The organism is Myxococcus dinghuensis (genome assembly GCF_024198235.1).
In the GTDB taxonomy this organism is placed as follows: Bacteria; Myxococcota; Myxococcia; order Myxococcales; family Myxococcaceae; genus Myxococcus; species Myxococcus dinghuensis.
The window spans coordinates 32,878-51,564 of the sequence record NZ_JAKCFB010000030.1 but is presented as its reverse complement, the minus strand read 5'-3'; the positions used below and the strand labels follow the sequence as shown (position 1 = coordinate 51,564).

General features: G+C 69.6%; 14 protein-coding genes. 7 read left to right on the top strand and 7 right to left on the bottom strand.

From position 1 onward, the window contains the following. The first annotated feature begins 75 nt into the window (after positions 1–75). From cysS to LZ198_RS30335, 6 genes are all read left to right on the top strand, one after another. Positions 76–1,557, top strand: a complete 1,482-nt coding sequence (gene cysS, locus LZ198_RS30360) for a cysteine--tRNA ligase (protein ID WP_253975600.1) — start codon at positions 76–78, stop codon at positions 1,555–1,557. Between the two features lie 42 nt (positions 1,558–1,599). After that, the gene (locus LZ198_RS30355) at positions 1,600–3,300 is read left to right on the top strand and encodes a M28 family peptidase (RefSeq protein ID WP_253975599.1); all 1,701 of its coding nucleotides are present in this window, start codon (positions 1,600–1,602) and stop codon (positions 3,298–3,300) included. An 81-nt stretch (positions 3,301–3,381) separates the two neighbouring features. Then, positions 3,382–5,493 (top strand): excinuclease ABC subunit UvrB, encoded by a 2,112-nt coding sequence (gene uvrB / locus LZ198_RS30350; RefSeq protein WP_253975598.1) that lies wholly within the window; start codon positions 3,382–3,384, stop codon positions 5,491–5,493. 12 nt (positions 5,494–5,505) lie between these two features. Then, positions 5,506–7,446: an excinuclease ABC subunit UvrC gene (gene uvrC, locus LZ198_RS30345; protein WP_253975597.1), complete on the top strand. Its 1,941-nt coding sequence runs from the start codon at positions 5,506–5,508 to the stop codon at positions 7,444–7,446. A 135-nt stretch (positions 7,447–7,581) separates the two neighbouring features. After that, positions 7,582–8,100: a DUF507 family protein gene (locus tag LZ198_RS30340; protein ID WP_256560044.1), complete on the top strand. Its 519-nt coding sequence runs from the start codon at positions 7,582–7,584 to the stop codon at positions 8,098–8,100. A gap of 70 nt (positions 8,101–8,170) precedes the next feature. Beyond that, positions 8,171–9,721 carry a hypothetical protein gene (locus tag LZ198_RS30335; protein WP_253975595.1) on the top strand — a complete coding sequence of 517 codons (1,551 nt, stop codon included), beginning with the start codon at positions 8,171–8,173 and terminating at the stop codon, positions 9,719–9,721. 224 nt (positions 9,722–9,945) lie between these two features. Here the strand turns inward: LZ198_RS30335 and LZ198_RS30330 are convergent, their stop codons facing one another. The 7 genes from LZ198_RS30330 to LZ198_RS30300 form a co-directional block, all read right to left on the bottom strand. Beyond that, positions 9,946–10,311, bottom strand: a complete 366-nt coding sequence (locus LZ198_RS30330) for a hypothetical protein (protein WP_253975594.1) — start codon at positions 10,309–10,311, stop codon at positions 9,946–9,948. 287 nt (positions 10,312–10,598) lie between these two features. Next, on the bottom strand, positions 10,599–11,936 hold the full coding sequence (locus LZ198_RS30325; RefSeq protein WP_253975593.1) for a di-heme oxidoreductase family protein: 1,338 nt from the start codon (positions 11,934–11,936) through the stop codon (positions 10,599–10,601). Positions 11,937–11,965: 29 nt separating this feature from the next. Continuing rightward, a complete protein-coding gene (locus LZ198_RS30320) occupies positions 11,966–13,069 on the bottom strand; it encodes an imelysin family protein (protein WP_253975592.1) in 1,104 nt (367 codons plus the stop codon). Positions 13,070–13,115: 46 nt separating this feature from the next. Further along, positions 13,116–14,498 carry a hypothetical protein gene (locus LZ198_RS30315; RefSeq protein WP_253975591.1) on the bottom strand — a complete coding sequence of 461 codons (1,383 nt, stop codon included), beginning with the start codon at positions 14,496–14,498 and terminating at the stop codon, positions 13,116–13,118. Positions 14,499–14,672: 174 nt separating this feature from the next. After that, complete coding sequence (locus tag LZ198_RS30310; RefSeq protein ID WP_253975590.1) at positions 14,673–15,599, bottom strand: DUF3108 domain-containing protein; 927 nt, start codon at positions 15,597–15,599, stop codon at positions 14,673–14,675. 20 nt (positions 15,600–15,619) lie between these two features. After that, complete coding sequence (locus LZ198_RS30305; RefSeq protein ID WP_253975589.1) at positions 15,620–17,311, bottom strand: DUF4091 domain-containing protein; 1,692 nt, start codon at positions 17,309–17,311, stop codon at positions 15,620–15,622. A gap of 26 nt (positions 17,312–17,337) precedes the next feature. Then, positions 17,338–18,144 carry a DUF3108 domain-containing protein gene (locus LZ198_RS30300; RefSeq protein WP_253975588.1) on the bottom strand — a complete coding sequence of 269 codons (807 nt, stop codon included), beginning with the start codon at positions 18,142–18,144 and terminating at the stop codon, positions 17,338–17,340. A gap of 319 nt (positions 18,145–18,463) precedes the next feature. Between LZ198_RS30300 and LZ198_RS30295 the strand changes: the two genes are divergently transcribed. Further along, positions 18,464–18,673: a hypothetical protein gene (locus LZ198_RS30295; protein ID WP_253975587.1), complete on the top strand. Its 210-nt coding sequence runs from the start codon at positions 18,464–18,466 to the stop codon at positions 18,671–18,673. Positions 18,674–18,687 lie beyond the last annotated feature (14 nt).

Below are 18,687 nucleotides of genomic sequence, written 5' to 3'. Positions count from 1 at the left end.
CCCGTGAAAGCTGGCCTGATCCAGGACCGCGACCCTAGAGTGATGGCCACACTCACCCGAAGGAACCCAGGAGGAATGGCGCAAGTGACCCCCCCACCCATCCGGCTCTTCAACACCATGTCCATGCAGAAGGAACTGCTGGAGCCTGCCGTCCCGGGGTGTGTGGGAGTCTATGTCTGTGGGCCCACGGTCTACAGTTACATTCATATCGGGAATGCTCGCACCTTCACGTCGTTCGACGTGGTGGTCCGCTACCTGCGCTACCGGGGCTACACGGTGCGCTACGTCCGCAACTTCACGGACGTGGATGACAAGATCATCAAGGCGGCCAACGAGACGGGCGAGGCCCCGGTGGCGCTGGCGCAGCGCTTCGTGGACCGCTTCCGCGAGGACGTCACGGCGCTGCACCTCGTGGAGCCGGACGTGGCCCCGAAGGTGAGCGACCACATCCCGGAAATCATCGCCATCATCCAGAAGCTGGTGGACAAGGGCTTCGCGTACCCGTCCCAGGGCGACGTGTACTTCTCCGTCAGCGCGGACAAGGACTACGCGAAGCTGTCCAAGCGCAACCTCGACGACCTGTGCGTGGGCGAGCGCGTGCAGCCCGGCGAGCAGAAGCACGAGCCGCTGGACTTCGCGCTGTGGAAGGCCGCCAAGCCGGGGGAGCCCTCGTGGGAGAGCCCCTGGGGGCCGGGCCGTCCGGGCTGGCACATCGAGTGCTCCGCGATGAGCGAGAAGTACCTGGGCGAGACGTTCGACATCCACGGCGGCGCGCTCGACCTCATCTTCCCCCACCACGAGAACGAGATCGCCCAGAGCGAGTCCGCGCACGACCAGCAGTTCGCCAAGTACTGGATGCACTGCGGCTTCCTGGACCTGGAAGGCGCGAAGATGTCCAAGTCGCTGGGCAACGTGGTGCGCCTGCGCGACGCGCTGGAGAAGGTGGACCCGGAGGCCCTGCGCTTCTTCTTCCTGTCCACGCACTACCGCCACCCGCTCAGCTTCTCCGACAAGGCGCTCGCGGACGCCGAGACGCGCATGGAGTACTTCTACGAGACGCTGCGCAAGGTGGACGAGCGCGTGGCCGGCAAGGACTTCGGCCAGGGGCCGCTGCACGGCGACCCGCACCGCTTCCTCGCGGAGTTCGAGGCGGCGATGGACGACGACTTCAACTCGGCGGGAGGCCTGGGCGCGCTCTCCGGCCTGTTCGGCCTGATGAACGAACTGGCCGACAAGCCGCCGGTGAAGGACAAGGCGCTCGTGGGGCGCACGCTCCAGGCGCTGCGCGACGACGTGCGCAAGGTGTCCGGCGTGCTCGGCCTCTTCGAGGACGCGTCCGGCGCGTGGCTCCTGCGCCGCCGTGAGCGCGCCGTGCGTGAGCGGGGCATCGACGTGGCGGAGGTGGACCGGCTGCTGGGCGAGCGGACCGCCGCGCGCGCCGCGAAGGACTTCGCCGCCGCGGACCGCGTCCGCGCGACGCTGAAGGAGAAGGGCGTGGAAATCATGGATACGCCCACCGGGACGTCGTGGAAGGTGGCGTCCGCGCCCTCGGCGTAGGGCTGCATGGACCCGGGCCCTCGTGTTAGGGCTCGGGTCACCATGAAGCGCCTGCTGCCACTGCTCCTCGCCCTGTCCCCGGTGCCCGCGCTCGCGCAGCGGGTGCCGCTCGTCACGTCGGCGGAGAAGGCCGCCTCCGCCCACATCGAACCGGACGTGCTCCGCGCGCACGTGCGCTTCCTCGCGCACGACCTGCTGGAGGGCCGTGGCCCCGGCACGCGTGGGGACGCGCTGGGACAGGCCTATATCGCCTCGCAGTTCGAGTCGCTGGGCCTGAAGCCCGCGGGCGTGGATGGGACGTACTTCCAGCCGTTCGACCTGGTGGGCGTCACCGGGCACCCGCGGACGTTGTCCGTCCGGGCTCCGGGCGGCGTGGAGGACCTGAAGTTCCACGAGGACTTCATCGCGGTGTCCGGCGTGCAGGAGGCGGAGGCGAAGCTGGACGCGTCCGAAATCGTCTTCGTGGGCTACGGCATCCAGGCGCCCGAGTACGCGTGGGACGACTTCAAGGGGATGGACGTGCGCGGCAAGACGCTGCTCATCCTCAACAGCGACCCGGAGGATGACCCGGCCCTCTTCGCGGGGCGCACGCGGCTCTGGTACGGCCGGTGGGATTACAAGTACGAGCAGGCCGCGAAGATGGGCGCGGCCGGCGCCATCATCCTCCACACCCCGGCCAGCGCGGGCTACCCGTGGCAGGTGGTGCAGTCGTCGTGGACGGGGGAGCAGTTCGAACTGCCCGCCGCGTCCGGCCCCCGGCTCCAGGTGAAGGCGTGGATGACGGAGTCCGCCACGCGCCGCGTGCTGCAGATGGCGGGGCGGGACCTGGAGTCCCTGCGCGCCGCCGCGCAGTCGCGGGACTTCCAGCCGGTGCCGCTCGGCGTGACGGTGTCCACGCGCTTCGCCAACGAGGTGCGCCGCCGGCCCACCGCCAACGTGCTGGCCATGCTGCCCGGCTCCGACCCGAAGCTGGGCAGCGAGGTGGTGCTCTACAGCGCGCACCACGACCACCTGGGCCGCAAGGAGGAGGGCGCGCCGGGCGAGGACCTCGTCTACAACGGCGCGCTCGACAACGCGGCCGGCGTCTCCGCGATGCTCGCGGTGGCGAAGTCCTTCCGCGCGCTGCCCCAGCCGCCCCGGCGCTCCATCCTCTTCGCCGCGGTGGCCGCGGAGGAGCAGGGGCTGTTGGGCTCGCAGTACCTCGCGGAGCACCCGCCCGTCCCCGCGGGGCGCATCGCCGCGAACGTCAACATCGACGGCGCCAACATCCACGGGCGCACGCGCGACATCACCGTCATCGGCCTGGGCAAGTCCGACCTCGACGGCGTCATCACCGCGCTGGCCAAGACGCAGGGCCGGGTGGTGAAGGCGGATCAACTGTCGGACCGCGGCTTCTTCTACCGCTCCGACCAGTTCAACTTCGCCCGGCGGGGCATCCCCGCCGCCTACTTCGGCAGCGGGATGGACTTCGTGGGGCGGCCGGAGGGGTGGGGCCGCCAGCAGCGCGAGACGTGGGAGGCGAAGCACTACCACCAGCCCTCCGACGAGCTGCGCCCGGACTGGGACTGGTCCGGTGCCGTGGAGGACGTGCGCCTGTTCTTCCTCTTGGGGGCCCACGTGGCGCGCAACCCGGAGCTGCCCCGGTGGAACAAGGGGGACGAGTTCGAGGCCGCCCGCCTGGCGGCCCTGGAGGCGCTGAAGGCCCCCCGGACGCCCCCTCCCTCGGAGGGCGCCTCGAAGTAGTCCCGGGGGCTCCGTCCGTCGCCGGACGGACGGATACAAACGTGCAGTGTTCTGGCGCGGCGGGTGTTAGATCTTCCGGCCATGCCGGGGTTCCAGATCGTCAGTGACCATCAGCCCGAGGGCGACCAGCCCCGGGCCATCGCCGAACTCACCGAGGGCGTGCAGCGCGGCGACCGCTACCAGACCCTCCTGGGCGTCACGGGGTCGGGCAAGACGTTCACCATGGCGAACATCATCGCCCAGGTGCAGCGGCCCACCCTGGTCATCGCGCACAACAAGACGCTGGCCGCCCAGCTCTACGGCGAGTTCAAGTCGCTCTTCCCGAACAACGCCGTCGAGTACTTCGTCTCCTACTACGACTACTACCAGCCGGAGGCCTACGTCCCGTCGACGGACACCTTCATCGAGAAGGACTCGTCCATCAACGACAACATCGAGCGGATGCGCCACTCGGCCACCCACTCGCTGCGCATCCGCGACGACGTGGTCATCGTCGCCAGCGTCTCCTGCATCTACGGCCTGGGCGCGGCCCGCAGCTACGTGGACCTGGCGGTGCGCGTGGACACGGGCGCGGACATGGGCCGCGACGCGTTCATGCGCCGGCTGGTGGAGGGCCAGTACGAGCGCAACGACATGGACTTCCACCGCGGGACGTTCCGCGCGCGCGGCGACACCGTCGAGGTGTTCCCCGCCTACGAGGAGGAGCGCGCGGTGCGCGTCAGCTTCTTCGGCGACGAGGTGGAGCGCATCACCGAATTCGACCCGCTGCGCGGCGTGACGCTGGGCACGTTGGAGAAGATCGTCATCTTCCCCGCGAGCCACTACGTGGCGGGCGAGGACGTGCGCAAGCGTGCGCTCCAGACCATCCGCGACGAGCTGACCGACCAGCTCCAGACCTTCAAGCGCGAGGGCAAGCTGCTGGAGGCGCAACGGCTGGAGCAGCGCACCCTGTTCGACCTGGAGATGATCGAACAGGTGGGCTACTGCAACGGCATCGAGAACTACTCGCGGCACTTCTCCGGGCGCTCGCCGGGTGAGCCGCCGCCGTGCCTCATCGACTACTTCCCGCGCAACCTGCTGGTCCTCATCGACGAGAGCCACCAGACGGTGCCGCAGATCGGCGCCATGTACCGCGGTGACCGCGCCCGCAAGGAGACGCTGGTCAACTTCGGCTTCCGCATGCCCAGCGCGCTGGACAACCGGCCGCTCAAGTTCGGTGAGTTCGAGGAGCTGGTGCCCCAGGCCGTGTTCGTCTCCGCGACGCCGTCCGAGTACGAGCTGCAGAAGTCCCAGGGCGTGGTGGTGGAGCAGATCATCCGCCCCACGGGCCTGACGGACCCGGAGGTGGAGACGCGTCCGGTGGGCAACCAGGTGGACGACCTGCTCGAGGAGGTGCGCCTGCGCGTCAGCCGCAGGGAGCGCGTCCTGGTGACGACGCTCACCAAGCGCATGGCGGAGGACCTCACCGAGTACTTCGCGGACGTGGGCGTGCGCGTGCGCTACCTGCACTCGGACATCGACGCCATCGAGCGCACCGCCATCATCCGCGACCTGCGCAAGGGCGAGTTCGACGTGCTGGTGGGCATCAACCTCCTGCGCGAGGGCCTGGACATCCCCGAGGTGTCGCTGGTGGCCATCCTCGACGCGGACAAGGAGGGCTTCCTGCGCAGCCACGTGTCGCTCATCCAGACCATCGGCCGCGCCGCTCGAAACCTGAACGGCCGCGTCATCATGTACGCGGACCACGTCACCGATTCGATGAAGAAGGCCCTGGAGGAGACGACGCGCCGCCGGGAGATCCAGCGCGAGCACAACAAGACGCACGGAATCACCCCGCGCTCCGTCAAGAGCAACATCACCGACCTCTCCGAGCACATCGCCTACGACGCGTCCGACGCGGCCGCGCTGCCCATGGCGGCCGAGGGCGAGGACGACGCGCTCGAGACGAAGGAGATCAAACGCCTCATCGAGGAGTACACGAAGCAGATGCTCGAGGCGGCGGAGGAGATGCAGTTCGAGAAGGCCGCCGAGTACCGCGACCGCGTCCAACTGCTCAAGGACATGGACCTGGGGCTCAAGCCCGCGTCGCGCTCGCTGCTCAAGGCGCCCCCCAAGGCGGAGGACGCGGAGCCTCCCAGGCGCGGCCGGGGTGGCAAGGGCGGGCGCTCGTCGCGCGCCCGGAGTCGTCGGTAGGAGGCGCGGCCCATGGACGCCAGGCTCCAGGAGAAGCTCGACGCCCTGCCCACCGAACCCGGCGTGTACCTGATGAAGGACCGCCGGGGGCAGATCATCTACGTCGGCAAGGCGGTGAACCTGCGCAGCCGGGTGCGCTCGTACTTCACGCGCACGGGCGACACGCGCGTGTTCGTGTCGCTGCTGGACGAGATGCTCGGCGACCTGGAGACGGTGCTCGTCCACAACGAGAAGGAGGCGCTGCTCCTCGAGAACGAGCTCATCAAGAAGCACAAGCCGCGCTTCAACGTCCTGCTCAAGGACGACAAGCAGTTCATCTCCCTGCGCCTGGACCGCACCCAGGCGTTCCCGCGCCTGGAGGTGGTGCGCAAGTACGAGCGCGACGGTGCCCGCTACTTCGGCCCGTACTCCAGCGCCGGCGCCATCCGGGAGACCCTGCGCATCATCAACCGCTACTTCCGCCTGCGCACCTGCACGGACCACGTGCTGGCCAACCGCAAGCGGCCCTGCCTGCTGTACCAGATCGGCCGCTGTCCGGCGCCGTGTGTCTACCCCGTGCCGGAGGAGGACTACCACCGCAGCGTGGACGAGGTGGTGATGTTCCTGGAGGGCAAGGCGTCGGAGCTGGTGGAGGGCCTGCGGTTGCGCATGAAGCGCGCCTCCCTGGACCTGAAGTTCGAGGAGGCCGCGCGCGTGCGCGACCAGCTCCAGGCCATCGAGCGCAGCCTGGAGCGGCAGAAGGTCGCGACGACGGACTTCAAGGACCAGGACGTCTTCGCCTTCCACCGCGAGGCGGACCGCATCCTGTTCTACGTGTTGTGGGTCCGTCAGGGCCGCATCAACGGAGGCCAGGCCTTCCCCTTCGGCAGCCAGGAGTTCCCGGACGGGGAGCTGCTCGCGTCCTTCGTGAACCTCTACTACGACCAGGGCAGCTTCGTGCCCGAGGAGGTCCTCCTCCCGCTGGAGCCCGAGGACGGCATCCAGGGCCTGGAGTCCCTCCTGTCCGAACGCAAGGGCGAGCGCGTGCGCGTGCTCATCCCCAAGCGCGGCGAGAAGCACGACCTGGTGCTCATGGGCGCCAAGAACGCCGAGCAGGCCTTCATCGAACGCCGCCGCACCAAGGACGAGACGGACCAGGTCCTCTCCCGCCTCCAACAGCGACTGGGATTGCGCAACTTTCCACGCAGGATGGAGTGCTTCGACATCTCCCACTTCCAGGGGTCCGCCATCGTCGCGTCACAGGTGGCCGTCACGGACGGCGACGCGGACAAGTCCCGTTACCGGAAGTACAAGATCAAGACGCTGGAGAAGCAGGACGACTTCGCCAGCATGTACGAGGTCGTGACGCGGCGCCTCAAGCGCGGGCTGGAGGAGCACGACCTGCCGGACCTGCTCGTCATCGACGGTGGCAAGGGCCAGCTCGCCAGCGCGCAGGCGGCCATGAAGGACCTGGGGGTTTCCACGGTGGACGTCGTGGGCCTGGCCAAGAGCCGCGACCTGGAGGTCTTCGACCGGGACGCGGAGAGCGCGCGCAGCCCCGAGCGTGTGTTCGTCGTGGGGCGAAAAGACCCCATCGTCCTGGCGCAGAACTCCGCGGAGCTGTTCATGCTCACGCGCATGCGCGACGAGGCGCATCGCTTCGCCATCACCTTCCAGAAGACGGTGCTGCGCAAGAGCCGGGTGCGCTCGGCGCTGGAGGACATCCCGGGCGTGGGCGAGGTGCGGCGCAAGGCGTTGCTGCGGCACTTCGGTTCGCTCAAGCGCGTGGGCGAGGCGAGCATCGAGGAGCTGGCGGAGGTGGTGGGCCCGGCCGTCGCGGAGCGGGTGCATGCGGGGCTCCACGGACACCCGGACGAGGAGGCGGAGGACCCCGTCCGGGAGGCCTCGTTGGACGACGCCGCCGAACCGGTGAACGAAAAATCGCAGGGAGGGTCGCCACCCGGAGCGGCGTGATTAATTTCCGCTCCAGACTGCGGGGGAAGTGCGCTGGAACCGCGACGTTCCTGGGGTTTTTAATTGCGACTGGGCTCGGCGCTGATTTATAGCGGTTGACGATTCGAGCACGTCCAAAGAGGGCGAGGGACCGACATGAGGCTGTATCCGAAGGTGATCCCGATCATCTCGCGAGAGGCGATTCAGCAGCTCATGCAGGATGGGGACATCGAGGTGGAGCCGATGCGCGTGGCGGACGCCGAGATGGACCTGTCGGCCATCATGCGCGAATACCTTGCGAATGAAGAGCGTGTGAACCAGGCGACGCGCGAGGCACTGGAGCGTCGCGGATATGACTACTCGAAGTTCAACCAGGTGAAGCGCGAGATGGCGGATGTCCGCGGCTTCAAGATGGGGGACGAGGGCATCGAGTACGTCATCAACCAGATGATCGAGTTCCTGCTCATCAGCCGCAACGTCGAGGAGGTCTTCTCGCCGGACAACTCGCTGCGTCAGAAGATCTTCCAGGTCATGAAGAAGCACCTGGACGTGGACGACGAGATCGACAAGGAGGCCCGCTCCCGCCTGAAGCACCTGCAGGAGGGCACGAGCGCCTTCGACATCGAGTACAACAAGACGGTGGAGCAGATCCGCCGCGCTCGGGGTCTCATCTAGTTCTTCTGGGGAGAGGGGACTGCCGTTCCCCGCTCCGCTGCCTACCTTGTTCCACAAGGAGGCAGCGTCGATGGCGGGACCTCTCACCACGCTTCTGTTGTCCGGCTTGCTGGCCGCAGCGCCAGGCGGGTTCACGTTCGAGGGCCGTCAGGCCAGCGCGAGGACCGAGCAGCCAGACGGCTTCTTCATCCAGGGACCTCTGCCGTTCACCGACCTGGCCGAATCGGGCACGGGGAGCGCCACGCTCAGCGTCGACGACCGGGTGTCCGCGCCCGAAGCCACGTACGGCGACCAGGCGACCTTCTCCGCGACGTTCCGGTTGGGGGTGACGGAGTACAGGGTCGAGCTGTCCCAGGCCGGTTTCCCGCCCCTCCAGCGCTACGAGCCAGCGCCTTCCCTGCCGCTCCCCGCGCCACCACCGCACACGGTGGGTGGGGGCGTGCTCCTGAGCGTGCCGCTCTATGGTGACAGCGGCCTGGGCTGGGCGGCGATGACGCGGAGCCATGCGGCCATCGCGGTGTGGGGCGTGGGCCGTGTGTGGCGCAACGGGACGCTGCTGACGGACGCGGCCTTCATCCACGTGGCGGCGCTCGACGCGGGGGCGTTCGCGGATGACGACACGCACCGGCTCCTGCGGCAGGCGCGCTTCGAGGACACGGAGTTGGTGGTGCTCGCGTACAACCTCCCGGCGCGGCTGGAGCCGAGGGGCTTCATCCAGTTCGTCTTCGAGGACGTGGGCATCGACCTGGATGGCCGCTCGCTGCCGTGGGTGGCGGTGGTGGAGAACACCGGCAACATCACGGTGGATCCACGCTGGCTGACGCCGGTGCCGCCCACCGTCTACTACGGCGTGGCGCCCGTGCTCACGCCCCCGTTGCCCGTGGAGGCCGCGACGGGAGGCAGCGGTCCGGGAGTCCTGGCGACACCTCCGACGGTCCTGGGGATGCCGACGACGAGCGATACCGTCGCGGTCGCTGGCGGTGAGCGCGTCTTCGTGGGCGGGCCCGCGGGTTCGGTGGTGACGGAGGGGGGCGCGACGATTGCCACGGGCGCGAGCGTCCTCTCCACGCCGGTGGAGCCCGTGGTGACGAGCGGGGCGTTCCCCACCACGCCGGATGCGCCGAATCCGCCCGTGAACATCTCGGGGTTCGTTCCCGGGACGCCCGCGCCCGGCTCCCTGGCGGCGGCCGAGGGGTTCTTGACCCCCGGGACGGCGCCTCCCGGAACCTCGCCCACGCTGGGCGCGGTGCGCACGGTGACGGACGTGCAGAGCAACGTGGTGACGGCGGGCTCGTTCGCGGTGGTGCCGCTGCCCGCGGGCAACTTCGATGCGTTCCTGGGGACCGCGCAGGTGAGCCCGGGCATCATCGCCACGGCGCAGCCGCTGAACACGGACCCGGGCGTTCCCCCGGCGGCGCTGCTGGGCTCGCCCGCGCCGCTCAACGCGGCTCCCGCCAGCCCGCTGTTCGGCACACCCACGCCACTCAACGCGACGCCCGCCGTGACGCTCCCCGCGACGCCAGTGCCCGGCAACGTGTCGCCAGGCGCGAGCCCCGCGGCGACGCCTGCGGCGCCCTCGGTGGGCGTGACGGCACCAGGAGCCATCCCACCGACGAACTGAGCCTCGAGAAGCCAGGGGCTCGGCCGAGGATGGGCGTGCAGGCCCTGTCGCCGAGGCACGGACTCGTGACTGACGTCACGGGCCCGGCTGCCCACGGGGGGGGAGAGTGCAACGGGTCGTTCCCCCCCCCGATGCATGGAGGTCCGCGAAGCCAAGGTCCCTTTGGGGGATGGGCGTGGTGGCTCCACGCGGCGTGCCGCCAGGGCAGGGGGGTGCCGCGGCGGTCAGCGTACCGGGCGCGCGGTGTGGCTCTGCCTCGCGAGCGCGGCGGCCTGCGACAGCCGCTTGCGGACCTGGAGGACCAGGTCGTGGAGGTCGTCGAGCCGCTCGAGGACGCGCACATCGTCGCCCGAGTTCACCAGACTCGCGGGGGACAGCGAGCCCGCTCGCAGCGTTTCGATCAGGTCCGTGAAGTGCGCCTCCACGTCCCCGAGCGCGTCCATGCCCTCTCGCAGATCGTCCTCGAGCAGGTCGACGAGGACGGTGGCGTCCGTACGCGAGGGGAGCGCCCGGGCCAGCCTCTCGGTGGCCACACGAACCGGATCAGCCTGACGCGACGGCGCGGAGACGGCGAGGGCGAGAGGGGGCATGCCTCGACGCTACAGTCCTGTAGCGCTCCGTCAATTTTCCCTCCCGAGCGGACTCGCCGCGAGGGGGGGCGACACAGGGTGTGTCCGCCTCGTCCGATCGCCGCCGTCGCGACGGCACGCGCCGTGTGGGAGTGATTGCGAGCCGCGCTCGAGCGTGGACCTCGAAGCGCCTCGCGACCCGTGCGGCACGGGGTAGGAGCGCCGCGTGTGATGCGGTTCAGCGCGGGCCCGCCATCGGCGTGACGGGCCTCTCGCGCCGGACCGTGAACACCCGGGCCCGAGCGTCCTCAGAGCGAACCGAGGAACCTCAGCAGCGCCGCGCGCTCCGCGGCCTTCAGCGCGCGGAACCCCTCACGGGCCTTCTCCGCTTCGCCGCCGTGCCAGAGGATGGCTTCTTCGATGGAGCGCGCGCGGCCGTCGTGCAGGAACCCCGTGAAGGGCAGCACGGTGTGCGTCAGGCCCAGGCCCCACAGCGGCGGCGTCCGCCACTCGGTGCCCGTGGCCGCGCCATCCGGCCTCCCGTCCGCGAGCCCGGGCCCCATGTCGTGCAGCAGGAGGTCCGTATAGGGATGGATGCGCTGGTGGGCGACCTCCTTCACCTCGTGCTCGCCCGTGGTCAGCTCCTCGCGGTGACACTGGACGCAGCCCAACGACCGGAAGAGGCGCTCGCCCTGCTGGACCTCGGCGTCGTCGAGCGCGGTGCGTGCGGGGACACCGAGCGACTGCGCGTAGAACACCGCCGCGTCGAGCGTCTTCGCCTCCAACTCGTGGGTGCCATCCGGCTCCGGGAAGAGCGGGCTGGAGATGCCCATGTCGTTGAAGTAGGCCTCGGCGGACTGCTGCTTGAGGTTGGGGCTGTTCGCCTTCCACCCGAACCGACCGGGCGTCAGCGTGCGCGTCACCACGTTCCAGACCTCGTTGACGCGGCCGGAGATGCCATCCCTGTCGCGGTCGTCCGGGTCGGCCATGGCCTGCAGCGTGGCGATGTCGACCGCCTCGAGCAGCCCCAGCCCGAACACCGGCGGCGGCAGGCGCAGGGACACGAGCATGCCCGCCGGCAGCGCCGAGCCGTCCGTGGGGACGATGGCCACGCGCGGGGCGCGCAGCGAGTAGGGCGACCCGTCCGGGTAGCTGCCCGTCGTCTCGTCCCAGCTCAACGTGACGCTGGCCTCCGGCTTCACGCCGTAGTTGGCCTGGTCCTGCACCTGGAGGCCCAGTCCCGGCACCGGCACCGCGCCGCCCGGGTGCTCCGGCGTCCCGTCCGGCAGGCTCACGCGCACGAGCAACTGCGTGCGCTGGGGGCCGGGGCCCATCACCGGCATGCCGCGCCCGTTGCGCAGGTGGCAACTGTTGCAGGAGGTGTTGTTGTAGACGGGCCCCAACCCCGGGTTCACCGGGGAGGGGCTGGGGACGAAGATGGCCTCGAAGGCGGAATCTCCGTCGCGGTGCTTGCGGTCGTTCTCCGCCAGCAGGTTGGCCGCGGGCTGCATGAACGCCAGCGACGTGCGGTCATCGACGGTCATCTCACCCCCCGCGCGAGGCGGAGGCGGTGGCGCCCCGGGTGCGTCTTCTCCACATCCGGTGGTCCACAACAGCAAGGTGCCCAGGAGGAATGCGCGTCGCATGGCGTTCAGGACCTCATCCTGCCACGTCGTCAGTTGCTGACGATCGGCAACACCTCGGCCTGGAAGGTGTTGTGGAGGGTGATGATGGCGGCCTGCGCGGCTTCGATCTCATCGGCGGAGTTCGGGTCGCGGATGGACTGGCGGAACGGCTCCGGGATGGCGGCGAGCGCGGTGACGGCCGCGGCGATCTGCTCGCGGATCTTCTTGTCCAGCGCGCTGTCCACGCCCACCACGGCCTGCAGCGAGTGGCCCTTCGCCGTCTCACCCTGCTGGTGGCCCAGGTACACGTTCTCCACGCTGCGGATGTTGTTGGTGAAGTCGCTCAGCGAGTTGTAGGCGAACTGGCTCTCCACCAGGTCCGGGTCCTTCGCGTCGTACGGGTCGGCGATCTTCCCGTTGGCGACCTCGTCCAGGATGTTGATGGCGCCGTTCACCATCTCCTGCGCGGCGGAGTGCACGGACGGGTAGGCCGTGTTGCCCGACTTGCCCGCGTTGGCCAGCGTGTCACGGTACGGCGCGCGGCCGTCCACCGTCTTCGTCCACGCATCGTGCAGCGAGCCACCCACCGACTTCAGCTCCGCGGAGATGGCGGTGAGGTACTCGTACTGGCGCGGCGTGAAGTCCGCGACCGTCTTCGTGCCGCCGTCGCCGAAGATGAGGTACTCCAGCGTGTGGAAGCCCTTCTGGGTCTCCTGGAGGTTGCGCACGTACTCCTGGGTCAGCGTGTCGTTGCTGGCGAGCACCGCGTCCAGGTCCGTGCGGTTCACCGGCCAGCTGTCCAGCGCCGGGTCGAAGCCGAAGCTGTCCACGGGGCCGAAGAGGAAGCCCTCGCTCTGCTCCCAGGGGATGCGCGCCGCCTGCCACGCGGCCTTCGCCGCGGCCAGGTTCGCCGCGGACGGGGCGTTGCGCAGCGCCACGGACGCCGCGTCCAGCTCCGTCAGCCGGGTGGCGAGCTTGGCGTAGGTGGGCACCACGACGTTGTCCGCGAAGTCGGCGACCAGCTCCGACGTCACCTTGTCGTCGCTCGTGTCGCAGCAGTTGTCGTCGTCGGAGCCGCAGGCGCCGAGCAGCAGCGCGCTGGAGACGAGCGCGGGGGCGAGCGCGAGGCGGAGGGACAGAGGCAGTCGCTTCATGATGAGACCTTTCGTTCTGGGAAGGGGAGGTTGGGGGAAGGGGGCTTCAGTAGACGAAGCCCGTGGAGGCCCGGAGGGCGTTCTCCGGGCGGAACTCGTCGGAGCCCAGGCGGCGGTGCGCGAAGTCCACCTTCGCGAAGGCCATGCCCAGGAACTGGTACGACGCGCCCACCGTGTAGATGGTGCGGCGGAAGCGCGGGTTGTCGAACAGCTCCTTGCGGGGCTTGAACTGCGAGTCGACGTAGTCGTACCGGACGAAGGGGTACAGGTGGTGGGACTCGTGCAGGCCCAGCCACGGCGCGACGTCGTAGCCGAGCTCCGCCCACGCGGCGAGCGCGTTGTCGGACACCGGCGTGCGAATCACGCCCAGCAGGTTGGACAGGCGCGAGTTGCGCTGGGACACCTGCTCGGCGTTCTCCAGGTGGCCGTACATCATCAGGCCCTTGGCGCTCCAGCGGCCCTTGTTCACGGACAGGTGCGCGTCGAGCAGCGTCAGCGGCGCGTTCACGTAGCCACACGGCGCCACCACGCTGTCGTTCGCCGCCTCGCACTGCTTCACCAGGTCGGGCTTGGGGCGGTTGCGGGAGGTGTTGCCGTAGTACGCGGAGGCGCCGAAGCTGATGCCCTCGAAGTGGGTGATGTCCGCGCGCAGCACGTAGGCCAGGTCGGTGGCGCGCTGCACCTCGAAGCGGCGCTGGTGGCCGCCCACGGCCCACATCTGGGAGCTGAAGCCGGTGGAGTCCAGGCCGTTGACGATCTGCCCCGTCAGGCGCAGGCCCCACGGAATCCGCCAGCGCACGCGCAGGCCCATCTCGTCCCACGTGTTGGGGATGATGGCCGTCTCCGCCTCGTCGCGGAGCGTGCCCAGGTAGTCGGTGGGGCGCGACCAGTCCGACAACGTGCCCACCGCGACGTAGAAGCGGCCCACCGCGACCGCCAGGTCCGGGCCGAACTTCTTCTGGAGGAACAGCTCCTCCACCAGGATTTCACCGCCCTTGTCGAGCTCCTGGTCGAACTCGCCGAACTCCTCGTACTCGAGCTCCATCGCGGTGCCGGTGCCGCCGTGCTCGAACTCGACCTCCATCTCCGCTTCCAACCCGTACTCGGGCAGGATGCCCTTCAGCTCCATCACCAGTCGCGAGGTGTCGAACTCCACGCGCGAGTCGCGCTGCGAGCCCCCCGCGCGGTTCTGGTTCAGGCCGTAGTTGAAGTAGGCGAACTGGAGGTCGCCATACGCCGCGAGCTTCGTCTCGAGGAGCGGGCGGCTGGGCAGCAGCACCGCCTTCTCCGGGACCGGGGGCGGCGCCGCCACGGGCGCGGGCGGCTCGGGCGTCTTCTCGGGGGCCGCCGGAGGCGCCTGCTCGGGAGCCACTGTGGGCTCGGGCGTCACGGGCGCTTCGGCCCGGGCCGTCACGGCGGAGAACAACAACGGGGCACTCAGCAACAGTGTCCAGGAGCGGAATCGAGTGAGTGGATGCATCGGAACGCCGCGCACCCTACGCTCGCGATTCTGATTTTGCAAACCACTTTCAATTTCCGCTCATTACGAAAAACCCGGGAGCAGCGCTCACCGGGTTTCACCCACGCGCGGAGGGTGGGGCCCTCACCACTTCATGTCTTCCTTGCCGCCAGCGGCCTGCTGCCGCTTCTCGCCGGGCCGGGTGACGCCGGTGAGGGTGGCGCGCACGGCGCCCAGGTCCAGGGTGCCCACGGCGGCGAGCGGGAGGCGGCGCGCGTCGTCGGACAGCCAGACGTGGATCTCCCGCTTCTGCTTGGGGCGGTCCAGGCGCACGGCGGTGCCGCTCAGGTGCCAGGCCTTGAACTGGCCCAGGGGGGTGGTGACCTCCTCGCGCTTGAGGACCTGGCCCTGCATCCGCCACATGCGGCGCACGCCGTACACGTCGAAGCAGACGGACATGTCCTCCTCGAGCGGGAGCTGGCGCAGCAGGTAGATGGAGCCGGCGACGTCCAGGCCGTCCTTGTCGTAGGTGTAGTTGTACTGGCCCTTGGCGCGCTTGCCGACCTGGTAGTCCACCTTCACCGCGCGCTCCTTGTGCGTGAAGGCGACCTCCACCTTGCGGCGCATCTCGTTCTCCGTGGCGTCCTCGACGTAGCGCTTGGGCCTGAGCGTGCGCGGGTGCAGGTAGGTCGTGGCGGTGCCGTGCACGCGCCGCACCTTGGAGAAGAAGGAGTTGGTCTGCGCCTCCACCTGGACGGGGATCTGGCCATCCTGTTGCTTCTGCACCCGCATGGTCATCTTCCCGGCCTGGGCGCCCATGGCGTCGAGGTCGAACTCGAGCACCTCGCCGGGCATGAAGGCCAGCGGGGTGCGCAGGTTCGGCAGGGCCTGGGCGCAGGGGGCCACGGTGATGGGCGGCTCGTCCGGCGTCTTGTCCGGCGCGGGGCCGGGCTCGGAGGCGGGCTTGTCCGTCTCCAGCTTGTCGGCCTCGACGTCGGGAAGCTGGGCCCACGCGGCGGTGCTGGTGGCCAGCATCAGGCAGGCCGCGAGGAGGGGGCGCATCGAGCTCATCCTTCATCCTTCCAGAGGGACTACGGGGTGCTCCCGGGCGTGTGACGGCTCGGGCGCTTCGCAAATTCGGACGCGGTCCACCGCTGCCTGAGGCGGGCCGTCACGACCTGTCGGACCTGCTCCCATTCTCGCGCATCCTGACGGATGTCCCAACCGGTGCGGGCCAGCCGGTATGCCGCGTCCCGAGCGAAGGTGGCGTCTCCCAGTTGCGCCAGCAACCGGAGGTACTCGTAATCCTCCAACCCGTCGCGGATGTTCTTGAGCCGCAGGGACGGGACCGGGTGGTGTCCGGATTGTCCCAGGCGGGCGGGCGTGCCCGGATAGAAGAGGGTGCCGTCGCCGTTCCCGCCGAACTCGAACAGGTCCGTCCAGGGGTCCCGCTTGGTGTTGTAGGCGAAGACGGTGTCGAAATAGAGCTCGCCCTCCACCCCGTTGCCGAAGGCGAGCACGCCCATGGCGCGGTTGGTCGGGGTGGAGTGGTCCACCATGTACGAGGCCCAGCCCGTGTACGCCTCGTCCGACCCGGTGCGTTTGGAGCCGCCGCCCCCGCAGCCGTGGGAGATACAGCTCTGGTACCACCACACCTTGGTGCCGGACGGCAGTCGCTGGCGCAGCGGGCCCATCTCCACCACGGTGCGACACGTCTGGGGGCCGGAGCGGGGGTAGAAGCAGTTGATGGGGGGCGCGAGGATGTCCGCGGCGTTCCGGAGCGCCTCCTCCAGCGGACTGGTGACGAGCACCAGGATGCCGCCGGCCGCGCGCGCGCGCCGGGACTGCGCGAGCACGATGGGGATGTCCTCCGGCTTGGGCTCGTCCTTCGTGTAGAAGAAGAGCTGCGCGGGCCAGCCCTTCTGCCGGACGTGGCGGGAGAAGGCGCGGTAGTACGCGACCTTCTGCGCCTCCGTCTGCGCCCGGGGGCTGTCGCGCACCTCCAGGGTGGTGAAGCGGGCGCCGGACGGGAGCACGGTGCCCTCGAGGAAGGGCGCCATCTCCGCGTCGTAGTCCGTCCAGTCCACCTCGGCCTCGTCTCCAGGTCCGAACGTGACGGGAGGCGGGTCCATGCCCATGCCGTGCGCGCTGAGCCGGTGCTCCAGCAGGACGCGCGCGTAGTCGCGCAGCAGCGCCTGGGCCTCCGGGCTCGCGGCGGGCAGGTGATGTCCCCGGGCGATGCTGTAGCGGGAGATGCCGAAGCTGGTGGGCAGCGAGGGCGTGATGGGCAGCACGAAGGGCTGCACCTCGACGGAGAAGGACAGGCTGGTCTGCTCCACGCCGTCCATCCTCGCCATGAACTGGCCCCGGTAGGTGCCGGCCCCCTGCGAGGTCGGGGCGCAGAACTCGACGTAGACGACGACGGGCAGGTGCGGGCCCGGGGCGGGGGCGTCCAGCGGCAGCAGCGCGTCCGGCCAGGGACCGGTGGCGCCCTGGCTGTTGGAGGGGATGGCCACGTTCAGGTAGCCCACCCGCCACAGGTCGGCGCGCAGCGGGGCGCCGGGTCCCCGCAGGGACAGCGGCGAGACCTCCAGGTGCTCCACCGGTCCGGGGACCACGACCTGGAGGCCCTCGCATTCGCCTCGGGCGAGGCTGAGGCGGGCGACGTGCTGCTCCGGCAGCACCGCCCCCGGCCTCACCTTGACGAGCGGGGACACGGCCGCCGGGACACGGGCCGCGGACACCGCCGCCGACAACAGCACCGCCCAGGCCGCTCCGCTCATGTCGGTCCTTCTCTTCCCGGCGGGCCCTACCCGCCGTTGTCCGCGGTCGCCACCGCCGGAACGCGTCCGGGGGAGTAGTCCGTGAGCTCCGCCACCACCGTGCCGAGCGCGAAGTCGGCCTCGATGCGGACGGGGACGCGCTGGGCGTCGGTGGTGAAGTACGCGACCATGTCGCGCTTCGACGTCAGGTTGCCCCCGAACTCCGCCTGGACGCGCATCCGGAACACTTCCTTCGGACCCAGCTCCGTGTTCAGCACCTCACGCGCCTCCACCTTCGCGCGCATGGTGAAGCTCTTGCTTCCCGTGAACACGGGATAGGCATACTCGCCGCCCACGACCAGTTCCCGGTTGCGCAAAGCGAACGTGGCGCCCGTGACATCCAACGTTCCCTCCGTCACCTCGGCGACGGATTCACGGGGCGTCTCGCCCTCCTTCTGCTTCACGACGAGCACGCTCTTGCCGTCCGGCTGGACCTTGATGCGCTGGCGGCGCCGCTTGCCGTTCTCGTCCGCGTGCAGGTCGCTGCCCACCACGCGCTGGGTGCTGGCCTGCCAGTAGGAGACGAACTTGTCCTTGATGGGCCACACGCCGATGAGCGCCTCCGAGCGCGCCACCGCGACGATGGGCCACACGTCCTCGCCCCACTGCTTCATGGGCGCGCCGACCGTCACCTGCGCGGAGCCCGCCGTCATGCCCAGGTACTTGATGCGGTATTGGGCCTGCTCGCCGGGGCCGAACGCGGGATTCGCGATGGCTTCCTGGGCCATGGCCGTCGACGACCACATCAGGCCCGCGAGCACCGCCGCGAACCCCCATCTGGACTGCGCACGCATCGAGCGGACTCCCTCGCTTGGACGTTAGGAAGCCTGGCTGCTGCCCGCCAGGCTTCGCCCCCGAACCCTTCCCGCCACTCCACACTTCCCATGGACGAGCACGCCCGAGGGGCATTCAACGGGCGTCCACCTGCCCGCCGGGGTGGCGCGCGAGGCTCGGGGTGTCCAGTCTCGCACGATGGGCTCCACACTGCCCATTCCCGCCCCCGGACCCGCACGCCGCCCGGGCGGGTTGGCGGGTGTGCACCGGTCGACGGCGCTGCTAGCCTCGGGTGGGGAGCCCTGCCTGCCTGGACGCTCCCGGAGGAGCCCGACACACATGGCCAGCGAGTACGATTTCGACGACGACGACGCCAAGGAGTCCTCGGCGGGGCGCTCCCACAAGGAGTTCGACTGTCCGTCCTGCAACGCGAACAACCCGGTGGATGACGGCTTCGCGGATCAGGACGAGGTCCGCTGCAACTACTGCGGTTGTGACTTCAAGGTCGTCATCAACTCCGAGGGTCGGGTGCGCTTCAAGGAGCTGTGACGTCCGCCGCGGGG

Coding starts and splice junctions, on each gene's coding strand:
- LZ198_RS30355 (WP_253975599.1), top strand. CDS start 1,600: ATGAAGCGCCTGCTGCCACTGCTCCTCGCCCTGTCCCCGGTGCCCGCG.
- LZ198_RS30295 (WP_253975587.1), top strand. CDS start 18,464: ATGGCCAGCGAGTACGATTTCGACGACGACGACGCCAAGGAGTCCTCG.
- uvrC (WP_253975597.1), top strand. CDS start 5,506: ATGGACGCCAGGCTCCAGGAGAAGCTCGACGCCCTGCCCACCGAACCC.
- LZ198_RS30300 (WP_253975588.1), bottom strand. CDS start 18,144: ATGCGTGCGCAGTCCAGATGGGGGTTCGCGGCGGTGCTCGCGGGCCTG.
- cysS (WP_253975600.1), top strand. CDS start 76: ATGGCGCAAGTGACCCCCCCACCCATCCGGCTCTTCAACACCATGTCC.
- LZ198_RS30335 (WP_253975595.1), top strand. CDS start 8,171: ATGGCGGGACCTCTCACCACGCTTCTGTTGTCCGGCTTGCTGGCCGCA.
- LZ198_RS30310 (WP_253975590.1), bottom strand. CDS start 15,599: ATGAGCTCGATGCGCCCCCTCCTCGCGGCCTGCCTGATGCTGGCCACC.
- uvrB (WP_253975598.1), top strand. CDS start 3,382: ATGCCGGGGTTCCAGATCGTCAGTGACCATCAGCCCGAGGGCGACCAG.
- LZ198_RS30340 (WP_256560044.1), top strand. CDS start 7,582: ATGAGGCTGTATCCGAAGGTGATCCCGATCATCTCGCGAGAGGCGATT.
- LZ198_RS30325 (WP_253975593.1), bottom strand. CDS start 11,936: ATGCGACGCGCATTCCTCCTGGGCACCTTGCTGTTGTGGACCACCGGA.
- LZ198_RS30305 (WP_253975589.1), bottom strand. CDS start 17,311: ATGAGCGGAGCGGCCTGGGCGGTGCTGTTGTCGGCGGCGGTGTCCGCG.
- LZ198_RS30330 (WP_253975594.1), bottom strand. CDS start 10,311: ATGCCCCCTCTCGCCCTCGCCGTCTCCGCGCCGTCGCGTCAGGCTGAT.
- LZ198_RS30320 (WP_253975592.1), bottom strand. CDS start 13,069: ATGAAGCGACTGCCTCTGTCCCTCCGCCTCGCGCTCGCCCCCGCGCTC.